This window comes from Pseudomonas sp. 18.1.10, assembly GCF_024655625.1.
Lineage (GTDB): Bacteria > Pseudomonadota > Gammaproteobacteria > Pseudomonadales > Pseudomonadaceae > Aquipseudomonas.
The window spans coordinates 43,492-58,147 of sequence record NZ_JANLGL010000010.1; the positions used below are offsets into that span (position 1 = coordinate 43,492).

The 14,656-nt window shown below is 60.9% G+C and carries 16 protein-coding genes; 2 read left to right on the plus strand and 14 right to left on the minus strand.

All coding sequences use genetic code 11. The features are described 5' to 3' along the window. Positions 1-77: 77 nt before the first annotated feature. From NUV89_RS03345 to NUV89_RS03400, 12 genes are all read right to left on the minus strand, one after another. Positions 78-1,304 (minus strand): MFS transporter, encoded by a 1,227-nt coding sequence (locus NUV89_RS03345; RefSeq protein WP_257780283.1) that lies wholly within the window; start codon positions 1,302-1,304, stop codon positions 78-80. A gap of 171 nt (positions 1,305-1,475) precedes the next feature. Next, complete coding sequence (locus NUV89_RS03350; protein ID WP_257780284.1) at positions 1,476-2,501, minus strand: AraC family transcriptional regulator; 1,026 nt, start codon at positions 2,499-2,501, stop codon at positions 1,476-1,478. A 28-nt stretch (positions 2,502-2,529) separates the two neighbouring features. Then, positions 2,530-3,351 (minus strand): SDR family NAD(P)-dependent oxidoreductase, encoded by an 822-nt coding sequence (locus NUV89_RS03355; protein ID WP_257780285.1) that lies wholly within the window; start codon positions 3,349-3,351, stop codon positions 2,530-2,532. Positions 3,352-3,527: 176 nt separating this feature from the next. After that, entirely contained in the window at positions 3,528-3,905 is a 378-nt protein-coding gene (locus NUV89_RS03360) for a type II toxin-antitoxin system HigA family antitoxin (protein ID WP_017736322.1), read from the minus strand. A gap of 3 nt (positions 3,906-3,908) precedes the next feature. Beyond that, complete coding sequence (locus NUV89_RS03365; RefSeq protein WP_257780286.1) at positions 3,909-4,211, minus strand: type II toxin-antitoxin system HigB family toxin; 303 nt, start codon at positions 4,209-4,211, stop codon at positions 3,909-3,911. 568 nt (positions 4,212-4,779) lie between these two features. Further along, a complete protein-coding gene (locus NUV89_RS03370) occupies positions 4,780-5,640 on the minus strand; it encodes a hypothetical protein (RefSeq protein WP_257780287.1) in 861 nt (286 codons plus the stop codon). 89 nt (positions 5,641-5,729) lie between these two features. Beyond that, positions 5,730-7,655, minus strand: a complete 1,926-nt coding sequence (locus NUV89_RS03375; protein WP_257780288.1) for a response regulator — start codon at positions 7,653-7,655, stop codon at positions 5,730-5,732. Further along, on the minus strand, positions 7,645-8,508 hold the full coding sequence (locus tag NUV89_RS03380) for a sensor histidine kinase KdpD (protein WP_257780289.1): 864 nt from the start codon (positions 8,506-8,508) through the stop codon (positions 7,645-7,647). The genes NUV89_RS03375 and NUV89_RS03380 overlap by 11 nt, the downstream gene beginning before the upstream one ends. Next, on the minus strand, positions 8,501-9,508 hold the full coding sequence (locus NUV89_RS03385) for an ATP-binding protein (protein WP_257780290.1): 1,008 nt from the start codon (positions 9,506-9,508) through the stop codon (positions 8,501-8,503). The genes NUV89_RS03380 and NUV89_RS03385 overlap by 8 nt, the downstream gene beginning before the upstream one ends. Next, positions 9,499-9,903, minus strand: coding sequence for an ATP-binding protein (locus NUV89_RS03390; RefSeq protein WP_257780291.1), 405 nt, complete (start codon positions 9,901-9,903; stop codon positions 9,499-9,501). Before NUV89_RS03390 ends, NUV89_RS03385 begins: the two co-directional genes overlap by 10 nt. After that, entirely contained in the window at positions 9,900-10,262 is a 363-nt protein-coding gene (locus NUV89_RS03395) for an STAS domain-containing protein (RefSeq protein ID WP_017254285.1), read from the minus strand. The genes NUV89_RS03390 and NUV89_RS03395 overlap by 4 nt, the downstream gene beginning before the upstream one ends. A 2-nt stretch (positions 10,263-10,264) precedes the next feature. Continuing rightward, complete coding sequence (locus NUV89_RS03400; RefSeq protein ID WP_257780292.1) at positions 10,265-11,116, minus strand: STAS domain-containing protein; 852 nt, start codon at positions 11,114-11,116, stop codon at positions 10,265-10,267. Positions 11,117-11,284: 168 nt separating this feature from the next. Here NUV89_RS03400 and NUV89_RS03405 point away from each other — a divergent pair, with 168 nt between their 5' ends. After that, positions 11,285-12,187, plus strand: coding sequence for a LysR family transcriptional regulator (locus tag NUV89_RS03405; RefSeq protein WP_257780293.1), 903 nt, complete (start codon positions 11,285-11,287; stop codon positions 12,185-12,187). Here NUV89_RS03405 and NUV89_RS03410 read toward each other — a convergent pair. Beyond that, entirely contained in the window at positions 12,179-12,931 is a 753-nt protein-coding gene (locus NUV89_RS03410; RefSeq protein ID WP_257780294.1) for a substrate-binding domain-containing protein, read from the minus strand. The two genes, NUV89_RS03405 and NUV89_RS03410, sit on opposite strands and share 9 nt — an antisense overlap. Then, positions 12,931-14,235 carry an MFS transporter gene (locus NUV89_RS03415; protein ID WP_257780295.1) on the minus strand — a complete coding sequence of 435 codons (1,305 nt, stop codon included), beginning with the start codon at positions 14,233-14,235 and terminating at the stop codon, positions 12,931-12,933. The genes NUV89_RS03410 and NUV89_RS03415 overlap by 1 nt, the downstream gene beginning before the upstream one ends. A 198-nt stretch (positions 14,236-14,433) precedes the next feature. Between NUV89_RS03415 and NUV89_RS03420 the strand changes: the two genes are divergently transcribed. Continuing rightward, the gene (locus NUV89_RS03420; protein WP_257780296.1) at positions 14,434-14,577 is read left to right on the plus strand and encodes a hypothetical protein; all 144 of its coding nucleotides are present in this window, start codon (positions 14,434-14,436) and stop codon (positions 14,575-14,577) included. Positions 14,578-14,656: the final 79 nt, after the last annotated feature.

Consider the following 14,656-nt stretch of genomic DNA (forward strand, 5'->3'; position numbering starts at 1 on the left):
AAAATATTGATGGGCCGAAACAAAAAAAGCCTGCTGAACGTAAAGCTCAGCAGGCCCTTTAGTAGGTGACTTTCTGCTCAGGCCGGCTGAGCCACCAAGCTATTACTCACCTTGCGCCCCAACACCAGTACCGTCACAAACCCCGCACCCACCAACACCGTGGCCAGGCTCAGCAGCACCGCACTGCCCATCTGGTCGACGATGCGCCCGCCAAAGAACGAGCCCAGGGCAATAATCACCTGGAACAGGGCAACGAACAGCGGCATGCCACGTTCGACGTCCTTGGGTGCGACGACAAACATCCAGATGCTGGCGCACGCCGGGAAGGCGCCGAAGGCGAAGCCCCAGAGCGCGATCAGCATCGCGGCGCCGGTCATGCCGGTGGCGAAGTGGGGGAACAGGGCGGTGCTGGTGCCGATCATCAGTGCCACCAGCAGCAAGGTGTTGCGCACGCTGCGGTTGGCGGCGAAGCCGGCAAAAATATTGCCCAATACGCCAGCCACGCCGTAGAGCAGCAGCAGCGAGCCAATCGTTGGGCCATCGAAGCCGGCGCTCTGTTTGAAGAAAGGTGCGACGTAGGTGTAGGCGGCAAAGTGCGCCAGGCCGATCAGCAACACGGCGATCAATCCAACCCGCGCTTGTGGGTTGATAAACAACGCGGGCAGGTCACTGACACGAATGGCCTTTTCCGGGGTGAGGCGGGGCAGCAGGAACACTTGCGCCAGCAGCACTGGCACGCCCACCAGCGCGGTGACCAGGAAGGTCATGCGCCAGCCCATCAGGCCGCTCAGCCAGGTACCCACGGGCACGCCCAGCACGGTGGCCAGGGTCACGCCCATCATGATGATCGAGGTCGCCTTCGCGACACCCACGCCCTTGGGCGCCAGGCGGCCGCTGAGTGCGATCGCCGTGGCCCAGAAGCCGCCGATGCTGATGCCCAGCAGCACGCGTCCGAACAGCAGCAGGTTGAAGTCACTGGCGAAGGCCACGACCGAGTTGGCGACGATCATGATCAGCGTCAGGCTGATAAGCAGGTAGCGACGATCCATGGTGCCAATAAAAACCGACAGCAAAGGCGCGGCGAGGGCGGCCATGATGCCGGGCAGTGTCACCATCAGGCCTGCATGGCCGGCACTGATGCCGAGGTCGCTGGCGACGTCGTTGAGCACGCCTACCGGCAGAAATTCGCTAGTGACCAGGGCGAAGGCGCCCACGGCCACCGAGAGAATGGCCAGCCACTGCTGTTTGACGCTTTGTTGATTATGTTCGGGAAGGCCGCTAGGGGCCTGGCTGGCGCTTGGCATGGGGTTGGGTTCCAAGATGAATGTCGCCTGAAGCCAGACGAGGGGAGGGAGTCAGGGGGCGATTATAGGAATCGCTGGCGAATATCGGGCAGGCGCTCGTTTCGATAGTAATCATCAGTGCTATCGATGCGAAGTGTCTGGCCAGGCGCTATTGCGTTCGCGTGAGCTGATTCAGTGAGGCGTCGTGAGGTATGACGCCCGCCAGCGCGCCGGAGTCGTGCCCTCCCAGGCGCGAAACGCGCGATAAAACGAGTTGGTGTCTTCGTAGCCCAGCAGGCAGGCAATCTCGTCGATTTCAACCGAGGGTTCACTGAGCAGGTGGCGCACCATCGCCTGGCGCGTTTCCAGCATCAGTTGGCGGAAGTTCGTGCCTTCTTCGGTCATACGCCGTTGCAAGGTGCGCTCGCTCATGCCGATTTCCCGCGCCACCTCGGCCATCTCCGGCCGACCACTGGCGAGGGTGCGCTTGAGGGCGCTTTTCACTTGAAGGCTGATGGTGGACGGCGCGGTGGCTTCGGCCAACGCGGCGACCAGGGCCGGATTGAGCATGTCGAGCAGTTCGGGGTTATGGCTGGGGAAAGGGCGCTTCAGATCGGCGGCGTCAAATATCAGGGCATTACGCTCGGCGCCGTAGCGTACGGTGCAGCCATAAAAATCGGCTAACGCGTTATCGCCGCTGTGCGGTCGAGCCAGTTCGACACGGCGCGGGATGACATGCACCCTGGAGCCCCGTCTGCCCAACTCGACGAATGTGGCAAATGCCGCGTCGATCAAAAGCGTAGGAGGCGGGGCTTGGGTGCGCAGCCAATCGATAGTGACGGTGCAGGTGGTGCCTGTTTCTGTGACCTGTAAGCGTTCAAGTGTGCACAGCTGCTTGAAACGTGCGAGGCGGTGCAAGCCATCGCGAAAGTCGCGGGCGATAAATGCCACAAAGCTGGAGGGTGGCAGTGTGGCGCTATCCAGTTGGGTGACCATCAGGATCGCGGCGGCCGGGTTCGGATTGAGCGCCGCGACGGCTTCCCACAAACGGAAAAACTCCTCGGTACTGACTTGGCGACGGTCCCTGTGTGCATGCAAGTTGAGCGTGCCGGGCAGCCGGGCCTGACGCAACACCGCCGCTGGCTCGAGGCCGATGGCTTTCAGGGCCTGCCAGAAGACGTCCGAAATAGTGAAGCGCGATTGGCGTGCGTCAGGCATGGGTCACCTTTTGTTTCAAACGATCAAGTCAGTCAGAGGCCGACACGCTGAGATCACGCCATTTTTCGTCGGAGGCGGCCAAGTCTTCCGCCGCTATGGCGGCGTAGTGCACGGCATCGCTGCCGATCAGCAGGCGCAGGGGAGCATCGTTGGCCAGCGCCAATTCAATCACGATCTCGGCAACCCGCGCCGGGCTGGTCGGTAGAATGCCAGGGGAGTTGAGCAGGTCAACCAGGAAGCCGACGCTTTGCTGGTAAGGCTCGCTGATCGGTCGGATGGTCATGGAAGAGCCTGCCCAGTCTGTGCGCATGCCGCCCGGCTCCAACACCGTCACTTGCACCCCCAGCGGGCTTACCTCTTGCGCCAGCACGGTCGAAAAACCGCTGACGGCCCACTTCGCGCTCTGATAAGCCGCGAGCCCCGCCATGCCAATACGCCCGCCCACGGACGATACCTGAAAGATGTGCCCGCTGCCCTGGCCGCGCAACACCGGCACCACGGCCTTGGTCACCTGTACCACGCCATACAGGTTGGTCTCGATCTGCGCCTTGAAATCGTCCAGCGTCACATCTTCAACCGACGCCAAATCGCCGTAGCCTGCATTGTTGACCACCACATCCAGGCGGCCGAAACGCGACACCGCAGCGTCGACAGCGTGCAAGACCTGTTGGTTGTCGGTCACGTCCAACTGCACGGGGAAAATCGCCGTGCCGTACTCGGCGACCAAATCATCCAATTGGCGCAGATTGCGTGCCGTGGCAACCACACGATCACCGACGCGCAACGCTGCCTCGGTAATGGCGCGGCCAAGGCCACGGGAACTGCCGGTGATAAACCAGATCTTGGACATGTGAACACCTCTTCGTGGGGGACGCTTGAGTTAGCCAGTGCACGAAGGATGGTCGAAGGAGGGGGCTTCTACACTAGCAAGAGGGGGCCAGTTGACTTGCGAAGTGCGCCAATTGTTGGATTGGTAATTGGGGAGGGGACTTGACCCAATACAAACCGGAGGCATCGTTTCCACATCTACCCCGGGACGTGTTTTACCGGCTTTATCAGGCTTTCGGCAGGAATTCCAAACATTTCGTGCAGCTTCCAGATCATTGGCAATGTCAGTGCTCGTTTGCCATTCAGCACCTCATACACCCGGTTTTGACGACCAATCGCAGGCACAAGATCGGCTGCCGATAGCCCGGATTGTTCCATTCTGAAACGAATGGCATCGACCGGGTTAGGGAGGTCCACGGGGAAGTGTTTCGCCTCATAGGCCTCGATCAAGGTGATCATTACATCAAAATAATCACCCTCCGGTGTGCCGGGCTCGGGCTCATTGTCGAATAGCGGGGAAACAGACTTGAGCGCGTCTTTGTAGTCCTGCTCAGTGTGGATAGGTCGGATATTCATGGGTTACTCCGTTTCAACGGTATCGGCGTCTATCGTGTCGTACTGCTTATGCGTGCCGACAAACTTGATATAGAGGGCTCCGTAGCGGTAAGCCACAGCGACCACAAGCCGGTAATCGTTGCCTTTGATATTGAAGACAACCCTTCGGCTCTTGAGAATGCTGGCGTTTCGAAACTGCTCCTTGATGTCTGTCGGGTCGGACCAGTCGGCGTTTTTTGCTTCGTCTATCCAGGCGAGTAGTGGCTGTTCAGAATCAGGGTACTTCTGCCAAAACGCCTTGAGTTGGCTGATCGCGATAATTCTCATTGGAGGATCCTAGTCCCGCGATGGGACTTGTGCAAGCGGGGGGGCTAGTACAGCCATTTTTTCTTGTTGCCTGTAGCTATCAAAGAAATTTTCCACATAAGAAATTTCCCTCGTAGCTATGCATGATCGGCCCCAGGAACATGAAAGGGCCGCATGCGTACAGGTAGGACGGAGGCGGTCGTGAGTGGCAAACGGGCAGTTTCAACGGAAGTGGCAACCCAACCCAAAGGGTCATGCCACACCATTCGCGTTCGGTTTCTTTCGCGGATGATTCCCGGTGATCTGGAACGGCTTCGTTTTTTTGATCGGGAACTGAAAGTTGCGCACCGACACAGCCAGCCAGGCAGGTGAACAGTACAAAAGCGAGTAGAGTTTTTTCCATTTCAAACCGACTTGGGGAGAAGTTTTCGACGTTCTCAGTATTGTCGTTCGCCGGTGTTGTGCTCGTGAGTAGCACAAATAACTTATTGATATTTATGACTACTCGTTTCCCACTTGCGCCAGCGAAACGCTGACACCTAGCCAGCGTCGCAATGTCAGCCGCCGTGATCTGCGCCGCGGGCCGCCGCTACTCAGGCGTCAACTCCAACACCCGACTCCTCCCACCCTCGGCCACCAGATACGTCCCACGCCCGCTCGGCACAATCGACTGGGGGGCTTTGAGGAACGACAGAATGGTCTGCTGGCGCCCCTGCTTATCAATCAGCAGCAACCGCGCGCGATGCGTGGCGTCTTCGTTGATCCACAGCCCGCGCTCGTCGCACATCAGGAAGGTCGGCTGGTTCAAGTTGCTCAGCACCACCGGGTCGCTGCCGTCGGCGGTCAGCTCGCGCACCACGCCCTTGTTTTTTTCGTTGTAGAGCAGGCGCCCGTCCGTGCAGCGCACGATGGCTTCGCCTTCCTGCACCTGGTCGCGCACTACGCTCAGCGACTGGTCGCTCCAGCGGTAACGCAGCAGGCGCCCGGCCGGCTTGCGATCTTCGATGGCATACAGATCGTCGCCCTCGACCCACAGACCTTGCACGCTGTCACCCTTGAACAGTTCGGTAACCACGCCGTCCTTGTAGAAACTGACGGGCAAGTCGGCGGACTCCTGGCTGAACACCCAACCGCCACGGGTTGGCACCATGCCGTCGGGTTTTGACAGGTGGGCCACCACCACCTCACGCGATCCGTCGGGGTGGATGCGCACGATGCTGCCCTTGCCCTTGTCGAGTTCCTGGCTGACCACCAGCGAGCCGTCCGCCTCGGGCATCAAGGACGCGGCCTTGGGCACATCGGCGTGCACCACCCGCACCTTCCACCCCGCCGCTGCGCTGACGGGGTAGTAACTCTGCCAGGCGAAAAAGCCTAAGGTTGCCACGCACAGCAGGCCAAAAGCGCACAGCGAGAATCGCAGCGCGCTGTGCTTGTTTAACGGTCGGGTCATCGATCAAAGCCAGTGGTCAGTCGCAAGGCCGAACACCCTATCAAGCCTGCTCCACAACTTCACGCGTCTTTGTTCCCTGCCAACCAGGTTCAGGGCCGGGGTTCCAGGCCCTGGCGGATTTTTTCCAGCAGCTCATCGATATGAAACGGCTTGGTAATCAGGTCCATGCGTTCACCCAGAAAGTTCTGGCGGTTCGCCGCATTCTCGGCGTACCCGGTCATGAACAGCACCGGCAAGTCATCGCGCAAGCTTCGGGCGTGGTCTGCCAGTTCGCGGCCGGTCATATAGGGCAGGCCCACATCGGTGAGCAACAATTTGATCGTAGGTTCAGCGCGCAACAGGGCAATGGCCTCGTCGCCATCGGCTGCCAAGCTACATACGTAGCCGGCATCGATCAGTACTTCGGCAACAAAGCTGCGCACCGACGGCATGTCTTCGACGATCAGGATATGTTCACCGTTGTTTACGCCTGGCGGCGCCAAGGTTTTGGTGGTCGGGGTAACGGGCCCTTCGGCGGCGGGCAGCATGATGGTCACTTCGGTACCCTGACGGGTCACGCTGCGGATTTGCGCATCGCCGCCGGATTGCCGTGCAAAACCGTAGATGGTCGACAGGCCCAGCCCGGTGCCCTGGCCCACGGGCTTGGTGGTGAAGAAGGGGTCGAAGACTTTATCGATCACGCTGTGTTCGATGCCCACGCCGTTGTCCCGTACCGACAAGGCCACGTAAGGACCGTTTTCCAGCTTGAGGTTGCCGTTGGAATACGCAGGGTACGTCGTGACCCAGATATTGCCGCCCTGGGGCAATGCATCCCTGGCGTTTATCACCAGGTTCAATACCGCGCTTTCCAGTTGGATCGGGTCCACCATGGCCACGGCGGGGTGTGTGGTGAGCTCCAGCTTCAGGGCGATATTTTCGCCAATGGTGCGCACCAGCAACTCCTCCAGCGAGCCGATATGCGCGTTGATATCGATGGGCCTCGTGTCCAACGGCTGCTGGCGGGCGAAAGCGAGCAGGCGGTTGGTCAGGCCGGCGGCGCTCAAGGCTGAGCTAAGGGCGGCGTCGGCATAACCCAGGACTTTCTCGGTGTGCTGGCTGTCGATGCGCCTTTTTATCAGTTCCAGGCTGGTGATGATCCCCGTCAGCAGGTTATTGAAGTCATGGGCGATACCGCCGGTGAGCTTGCCCAGGGCGTCCATCTTCTGCGCCTGGAGCAACTGCGCTTCAGTGCGCGCCAACTGGCTGGCCGCGTTGGCCAGTTCGGCCTGCTGGTGGCGTTCGCGATGGCGATGTTCGGTCACGTCCTCGACAAACACCAAGCTCAGGTCGGCACGGCGGTAGGGCGAAATCTGCCATTCGGTTTCCCGCAACTGACCATCGACGGTCATCTGCAACGTGCCCTTCCAGCGCTCACCGGCCGTGAGGCGCAGGCACAGTTCCTGAATGACCGAGTATTGATCGGCCGCGAAGCATTCGAGCAGGGCGTCCGGGTTGAGGTTGTCGTGAATCAGCTGGGCGAAGGCGTGGTTGCATTCGTGAACCTTCAATTGCGCATCCATTACCGCAATCGGCGCGCTGATATTGAAGAAGATCTCGCGAAACCGTGCCTCGCTCTCGCGCAGCGCGTATTCGGTGTCCCGTACCCGCAGCAAGGTGCGCAAGGTTGCCAACAGCACCTCGGGATCGATCGGGTGAATCAGGTAGGCGTCGGCCCCGGCGTCCAGGCCGGTGATGATATCGCCGGTCTCGATGGAGGCGGCTGACACGTGCACCACAGGCAGGGGGGCGGTGGTGGGGTCGGCGCGCAGGCGGCGCACGATATCGAAGCCGCTCATGTCCGGCAGATTCACGTCCAGGATCAGCGCGTCAATGGTTGCCGAGGCGATCAGGTCCAGGCCTTCCTGGCCAGTGCCGGCCTCCAATACCTGGTAGTGATGACGTTCCAGGCGCCGCCGCAAGGCGTAGCGCGTGGCGGCGTTGTCGTCGACGATCAGTAACTGAATCTCACGTTTCATCGACTTTCTCGCTGGCAATGGAAAAAGGAATGATCACAAAGAACAGCGAGCCTGCGCCCAGGGTACTTTCCACCCCCACCCGACCACCGAGCAGTTCGCCAAAGCGCTTGCACAACGACAGCCCCAGGCCCGTGCCGCGCAGGCGTTTTTGCAGCGGCGAGTCGATTTGGGAAAAATCCTCAAACAGGTTGTTATGCAGTTCGGCGGGGATGCCCAGGTCGGTGTCCTGCACCGCAAAGCGGATTTCATGCGCGTTTTCCATGCGCGCCGACACCCGCACTTCGCCGTGCTGGGTGAATTTCAGCGCGTTGGAGATAAAGTTGCGCAGGATCTGCGCCAGCTTCTTGTCATCGGTGTAGAGCTTGGGCAGGCCGGAGGGCTCTTCGAAGATCAAGTCCACCGACGACGCATCGGCAATCGGGCGGAACATCCCGCGCAAGGCCGAGAACAGGTCGAACATATCGAACCACGCCGGGGAGATGGTGATGCGCCCGGCTTCGATCTTGGCCAGGTCGAGCAAGTCGTCGACCATTTCGCGCAATTCCCCTGCGGAGCTGCGGATAAACCCGACCTGGGTGTGCTGTTCCGGGCTCAATGGGCCGTCCAGCTCATCGGCCAGCAGGCTGGTGATGCTCAGGATCGAACCCAGGGGGGTGCGAAACTCATGGCTCATGTACGACAAAAAACGGCTCTTGAGGTCCGACGCCTGGCGCAGTTGGTCGGCCTGGGTGTCCAGTTCGGCATACAACGCCAACACGCCTTGGTTGGTCTCGTCCAATTCCGTGCGCAGGGCGTCTGCCTCTTGGCGCAGGCGCTCGATTTGCGCGGTGAGCGAGGCGGTGGTTTCAGCCATCAATGGCCTCCAGGGCAATCACGAAGACGGTAACGTCATCCCGGCCGCGACAGAAGTCACGGTGCAGGATGGCGGCGATCAGGGCCGGATGGCGGTGGGCGAGCCCGGGGTAATCCGAAAGATTCCAGCGTGATTGCAGGCCGTCGCTGTAGAGGATCAGCAACTGGCCCGCCACTTGAGCGTAGTCGAAGGGGTGTGCCTTGCGAAATTGCACGCCGACAATGCCGGGGTGAGACGCTAGTCCGCGCGACTTGTCCGGGCCGATCAGGCTGGCGCCGATATTGCCCACGCCGGTAAAGCGCAGGTTATCCGCGAGAGCATCGTATTGGGCCACGGCCATGGCGCCGCCACGGGTGCCGCCCATGGCGACATGCATGTCGTTCATCAACACCGTCGCATCGACGAAGGCCGCCTGTGCGAACACCTGTTCCCCGGCCTTGGCGGCGTGCTCCGCCAGCTCACCGTGGCCCAGGCCGTCGGCCACCAGTACGCTGAACCGGCCAGGCTCGATTGCCAAGTGCCAGGCATCGCCGCAGTGGGGGTCGTTGTGCAGGGAATGCTGGCTGACGCCGTAGCGAACATCGTTCACTGGCGCGTTACGCGGCCACAACCTGGCCAGGATCGCCGTGCCACGCGGGTTTGCGTGCACATCGAAAACCTGGGCCTGGCGCGAGATGGCGCCCAGGCCAATGCCTTGGGTGCCGCCGGTGGAAAAACCGTCCACCAGACAGTTATTCAACTCAAAGCCCTGGCCGCGGTCGACCGCCAGCAGCTCCACGCCGCCGTTGCCCGTGGCCCGCAGGTGCAGCGCGCCATGCTCGGCATGCTTGAGGATATTGCTGGCCAGTTCCGTGGCCACCAAGGCCACGCGTCCGGCATCGGCTTCGTCGAAGCCCAATTGTTCGGCGAGCTTTTGCGCCGTTCGCCGAGCGTGGCCGATCTGGCTTGTGTCTTCAATCAACAATACGTGCGTCAGGGCACTGGGAATGTTCAGGCCCATCGGGTGATCGTCACGCGGGTACCCTGGCCTGGCGCGGTATCCAGCTCAAACTCTTCCACCAGGCGCTTGGCCCCGGTGAGTCCCAGGCCCAGGCCGCTCCCGGACGTCCAACCGTCGGTCATCGCCAGCTTGAGGTCGGGAATCCCGGGGCCTTCATCGCGAAAGGTCAGGCGCACGCCGGTGCGATGGTCTTTCTCGATCACCGCCCAGTCCATGTAACCGCCACCGCCGTAGACCACCGTGTTGCGCGCCAACTCGCTCACTGCCGTGACCAGCTTGGTCAGGTCGATCAAGCGCATGCCGCAGTCCTGGGCCAGTTTGCGTACCAATTGTCGAGCCAGCACAACGTCCTGTTCTATCAGCACGGGATGGGTGCCGCTGCTGGCTGGGGTCATGAGTGTTCTACCCGGTCGCGCAGCAGTTTCATGCCGCGCTCGACATTCAGCGCAGTGGCGACCCCTGGCAAGGTCATGCCCAGTTCCACCAGGGTAATGGCCACGGCGGGCTGCATGCCCACCAGCACCGTCTGGGCGTCCATGATGCGCGACAGGCCGGAGATGGTGCCGATCATGCGGCCGATGAACGAGTCGACCATGTCCAGCGCCGAGATGTCGATCAACACACCGCGCGCCGAGGTGCGGCTGATGCGTTCAGACAAGTCGTCCTGCAAGGTCAGTGCGAGTTGGTCGTGCATGTCCACTTGAATGGTCACGAGCAAGAACTCGCCCATTTGCAGAATAGGGATGCGCTCCATACTCAAACGGCCTTGGTTACGGTAACGCCCAGGCGCTTGAGCGACAGGGCCAGGGCGTCCGCCAGGTTGGCCTTGGTGATGACGCCCTGAAGGTCGAGGCCCAGATGCACGATGGTCTGGGCAATTTGCGGGCGTACACCGCTGATAATGCAGTCAGCGCCCATCAGGCGGATGGCCGTGACCGTCTTGAGCAGGTGCTGGGCCACCAGCGTGTCGACGGTCGGTACGCCGGTGATGTCGATAATGGCAATTTCCGCGCCGGTGTCGACGATGCGCTGCAGCAGCGACTCCATGACCACTTGGGTGCGCTGGGAGTCCAGGGTGCCGATCATCGGCAGCGCCAGTACGCCATCCCACAGTTTCACCACCGGGGTGGACAGCTCCAGCAGTTCTTCCTGCTGGCGCTTGATTACCGACTCGCGGGACTTCTGGAAGGTGCGGATGGTGTGCATGCCCAGGGCATCCAGCAGTTCGGAAATCTCCCACAGCTGTTCGGCCAATTGCGCCGGTTGCGCGGCGTATTCGCGTTGCAGCAAGGCGAACAGCGGGCCTTTGAGGGCAAAGATGAAACTGGCGGTTTGCTGGGAGTCATGCCCGAGCAATGCGCGGCTGTGGGAGAGTTTTTCCAGGAACACCCGGGTCTCTGCCCAGCATTCCTGGTTGATGTTTTGCGAACCACTGTGTTGCAGCACACCGGTCAGCAGGCTGAGAAACTCGTTGGCCTGCTGTTTGATGTCTTCTTCTTTAAGGTTGCGCGTGGCTCCGGAGGCTTCAAGGCTTTTGACCCAGGCTGTCGACAATTCAGACTTGCTGGCCTGTAGTGCGCTGACGGTGTTCGCGTGAAGTGTTGCCATGGGGAAAGCTCCTTGGATGCCTATGAGGTGCTGCGCAATTTATACTAATTTCAACTGTTTTAATTTGTTTCGAAGGTGCCCGTCGCTTGACGCACACGGGCGCACTGCGCGAGGGCGCTGGGGCTCGGTTACTATAGTTATATTCCCTCGATCAGCCAGTGACCCCCCGTGATCATCAACTTCGACCTCAACGACCTCCAAGCCTTCCGCGCCGTGGTGAACAAAGGCAGCTTTCGCGGCGCCGCCGAGGCGATTCGCATCTCCCAGCCGGCGCTGAGCCGACGCATCGAAAAGCTGGAATCGGCCCTGGACGTGAAGTTGTTCGAGCGCACGACCCGGCGTGTGAGTCTGACCATGGTGGGACGCGCTTTTCTCCCGCAAGTGGAAAGATTATTGGATGACCTCGACATTGCCTTGATGGGCATCAGTAATGTGGCCTCCACGCGCATGGGCAATGTCACCATCGCCTGTGTGCCGTCTACCGCGTATTACTTCATGCCCCACGTGATTTCCGAATTCCACAAGCTGTATCCGAAGATTCGCGTGCGTGTGCTGGATGCCAGTGCCGGCGAGGTGTGCAATGCGGTGGAAAGTGGCGAGGCGGATTTCGGCGTGAGTTTCAGCGGCAGCCTGGCCGACGAAGTGGAGTTCGAGCTGCTGTTGCAAGAGCGCTACGTGCTGGCCTGTCGCCGCGATCACCCGTTGGCCGGGCGCGCAAGCGTGCCTTGGGCCGAAGCCTACGAGCACGACTACATCAGCGTGGACAAGACCTCCGGCAACCGTTTCCTGCTGGATCAGGCGCTGCGTGGCGTGCGGGTGAAAAAGCCGAGCATCTGCGAGACGCACCACGTAACCACCATGATCGGTCTGGTGGAGGCGGGGCTCGGGGTGGCGATGGTGCCGTCGATTGCCATGCCGGCGAACGAGCACCCGATTCTGGTCAGCGTGCCGCTGGTGGAGCCGCACGTGATGCGCAATGTGGGCTTGATTAAGCGCCGCGGGCGGACGTTGCCACCGGCGGCGCTGGAGTTGGAGCGGTTGGTGCGGGAGATGCCGTTTCGGTCAGCGTGACACTGAGTCCAGCCCGGTGGACTGCACCACCGGTTGCGCTGCGGGCGAGGCGAGGAATTGCAGCAGCGCCTTGGCCTCGGCCGGGTGTTCGGCGTTGACCGGAATACCGGCCGCAAAACGCGTCACGGACTGCACGTCTTCCGGGATCTTGCCGACGTAAGTCACTCCCGGCACCGGTAACAATTCCGCGACCTGCTGCAGACCGACTTCGTAGTCCCCCTTGGCCACTACGGAGGCCACCGGGATGCGTTCGATCATGCTGCCCTTGGCCGGCATGCCGAGTTTGTGGAACAACTCCTTCTGCACATACACGCCGCTGGCACTGTCCGAATACGCCACGGACTTGGCCTGGCTCAGTACCGCCTTGAGCTCGGCGTCGGTGCCGATCGCCGGCTTGGTCGCGCCGGCCTTCACCACCAGGCCGATGCGCGAGTCCGCCAGTTCCACGCGGGAGGCCTTGTCGACCTTGCCCTGCTTGATTAAATCATCCAGGGCATAGCCGACCATAATCACCACGTCTGCGTGTTCGCCACGGGCCAGGCGGTTGGGAATCGCTTCCGGCGCCTTGCCCATCGACGGGCCGAGGATGGTGTCCAAGGTGTCGCCACTCTGCTGGGCGTATTGCGGGCCCAGCAGTTTATAGGCAGCGGTGAAACCGCCGGAAGTCATCACCTTGAGCTCTTCGGCCTGGGCCGTCAGCGTCAACGCGCCGAAAGCCAGGGCCATCAGGGGCATGAGCTGCATTACGAAGCCTCCTGCATCACCTGGCCGCGCATGTTGGCGCGGCGATACAGGGCCAGGGTCGAGCACAGCGCGCAGGCCGCCGCGAACATCATCCAGTAGGCCGGCGAGGCCTTGTCTGCGGTGATGTGGATGAACCAGGTGGAGATCGCCGGGGTGAAGCCGCCGAAGATCGCGGTCGCCAGGCTATAGGCCAGGGAGAAGCCTGCCACGCGAACTTCCACCGGCATGATCTCGGTAAGGGCCGGGATCATCGCGCCGTTGTACAGGCCATAGAGGAAGGAGAACCACAGCAGGGTCTCCAGCATATGGGCAAAGCTGGGGGCGTTCACCACGAAGGACAGCGCCGGGTAAGCCGTCAGAACAGTCAGCGTCGTCATGGCGATCAGCACCGGCTTGCGGCCGAAGCGGTCGCTCAGGGTGCCGCCGATGGGCAGCCAGACAAAGTTCGACACGGCCACCAGCAAGGTCACCAGCAATGCGTCGGAGGTGCTCAGTTGCAGCACGGTCTTGCCGAAGGTCGGCGCGTACACGGTAATCAGGTAGAACGCGGTGGTGGTCATCGCCACCATGAGCATGCCGCCGATGACCACGGTCCAGTTCGTTACCAGGGTGGCCAGCACTTCGCGCATGGTCGGGCGATGCTTGCGGTTGGCGAACTCTTCGGTTTCCTGCAGGTTGCGTCGCAGCACAAAGATAAACGGAATGATTACGCAACCGACGGCAAACGGAATGCGCCAGCCCCAATCGGCCACCACGGCAGGTTCCATCCACACGTTCAGGCCATAACCCAGCGCGGCGGCGACCACGATGGAGATCTGTTGGCTGCCCGACTGCCAGCTGGTGTAGAAACCTTTGCGGCCCGGGGTGGCCATTTCCGCCAGGTACACCGACACACCGCCGAGTTCCGCACCGGCCGAGAAGCCTTGCAGCAAGCGGCCCAGCAGCACCAGCAGCGGGGCCCACAAGCCAATGGTGTGATAACCCGGCACCAGCACGATCAGCAGCGTACCGCTGGCCATGATCGACAGGGTCACGATCAACCCTTTGCGGCGGCCGACGTCATCGATGTAGGCACCCAGAATGATCGCGCCCAGTGGACGCATCAGGAAGCCCGCGCCAAACACGGCGAAGGTCATCATTAATGACGCAAACTCATTAGCGGCGGGGAAGAACGCGGCAGCGATGTAGGTGGCGTAGAAACCGAACAGGAAGAAGTCGAACTGTTCGAGGAAGTTGCCCGAAGTAACGCGAAATACCGCGCCAACTTTCGAGCGGGCAGCGTCGGGCCTGGTAGGGCTAGTCATGGTTTTGTGTCTCCAGCGTTCTTTTTAAAGTGCTTGTTTCGCCTAAGACCTAGGATAGTGGCTGACACATTTAGAAATGATAAGTGACAAATTTGGATGGATTGATGCGTGCTGGCTATCAATTGTCAGCCCCGTCGAAAAGGTCGGCCCTGTTCTATGCTTGAAGGTGCGACCCATTCTTAAGGACAGGAGGTGGACATGACTGACGAACAGAAACCACGGGAAGCGCCAAAGGCTGAGCAGCCTCGGCGACGTGAGGAAGAAAAGCCACAGACCTGGAAGCATCCAGATGACGGGAAGGAGCTTTCCGAGCGGGACCAGGAGTTTCCGCTTAAACACTGATCCGTCAGACTGTGAAGATCAAATGTGGGAGCGGGCTTGCTCGCGAAGGCGGTGGGTCAGTTAGCGAATTTACATCTGC

What these genes read in the sequence shown, in the direction of transcription:
- NUV89_RS03355 (WP_257780285.1), bottom strand. Translation starts at nt 3,351, where the DNA reads ATGTCCAAGATCTGGTTTATCACCGGCAGTTCCCGTGGCCTTGGCCGC.
- NUV89_RS03370 (WP_257780287.1), bottom strand. Translation starts at nt 5,640, where the DNA reads ATGACCCGACCGTTAAACAAGCACAGCGCGCTGCGATTCTCGCTGTGC.
- NUV89_RS03385 (WP_257780290.1), bottom strand. Translation starts at nt 9,508, where the DNA reads ATGGGCCTGAACATTCCCAGTGCCCTGACGCACGTATTGTTGATTGAA.
- NUV89_RS03350 (WP_257780284.1), bottom strand. Translation starts at nt 2,501, where the DNA reads ATGCCTGACGCACGCCAATCGCGCTTCACTATTTCGGACGTCTTCTGG.
- NUV89_RS03395 (WP_017254285.1), bottom strand. Translation starts at nt 10,262, where the DNA reads ATGGAGCGCATCCCTATTCTGCAAATGGGCGAGTTCTTGCTCGTGACC.
- NUV89_RS03400 (WP_257780292.1), bottom strand. Translation starts at nt 11,116, where the DNA reads ATGGCAACACTTCACGCGAACACCGTCAGCGCACTACAGGCCAGCAAG.
- NUV89_RS03345 (WP_257780283.1), bottom strand. Translation starts at nt 1,304, where the DNA reads ATGCCAAGCGCCAGCCAGGCCCCTAGCGGCCTTCCCGAACATAATCAA.
- NUV89_RS03375 (WP_257780288.1), bottom strand. Translation starts at nt 7,655, where the DNA reads ATGAAACGTGAGATTCAGTTACTGATCGTCGACGACAACGCCGCCACG.
- NUV89_RS03380 (WP_257780289.1), bottom strand. Translation starts at nt 8,508, where the DNA reads ATGGCTGAAACCACCGCCTCGCTCACCGCGCAAATCGAGCGCCTGCGC.
- NUV89_RS03390 (WP_257780291.1), bottom strand. Translation starts at nt 9,903, where the DNA reads ATGACCCCAGCCAGCAGCGGCACCCATCCCGTGCTGATAGAACAGGAC.
- NUV89_RS03365 (WP_257780286.1), bottom strand. Translation starts at nt 4,211, where the DNA reads ATGAGAATTATCGCGATCAGCCAACTCAAGGCGTTTTGGCAGAAGTAC.
- NUV89_RS03415 (WP_257780295.1), bottom strand. Translation starts at nt 14,235, where the DNA reads ATGACTAGCCCTACCAGGCCCGACGCTGCCCGCTCGAAAGTTGGCGCG.
- NUV89_RS03410 (WP_257780294.1), bottom strand. Translation starts at nt 12,931, where the DNA reads ATGCAGCTCATGCCCCTGATGGCCCTGGCTTTCGGCGCGTTGACGCTG.
- NUV89_RS03420 (WP_257780296.1), top strand. Translation starts at nt 14,434, where the DNA reads ATGACTGACGAACAGAAACCACGGGAAGCGCCAAAGGCTGAGCAGCCT.
- NUV89_RS03360 (WP_017736322.1), bottom strand. Translation starts at nt 3,905, where the DNA reads ATGAATATCCGACCTATCCACACTGAGCAGGACTACAAAGACGCGCTC.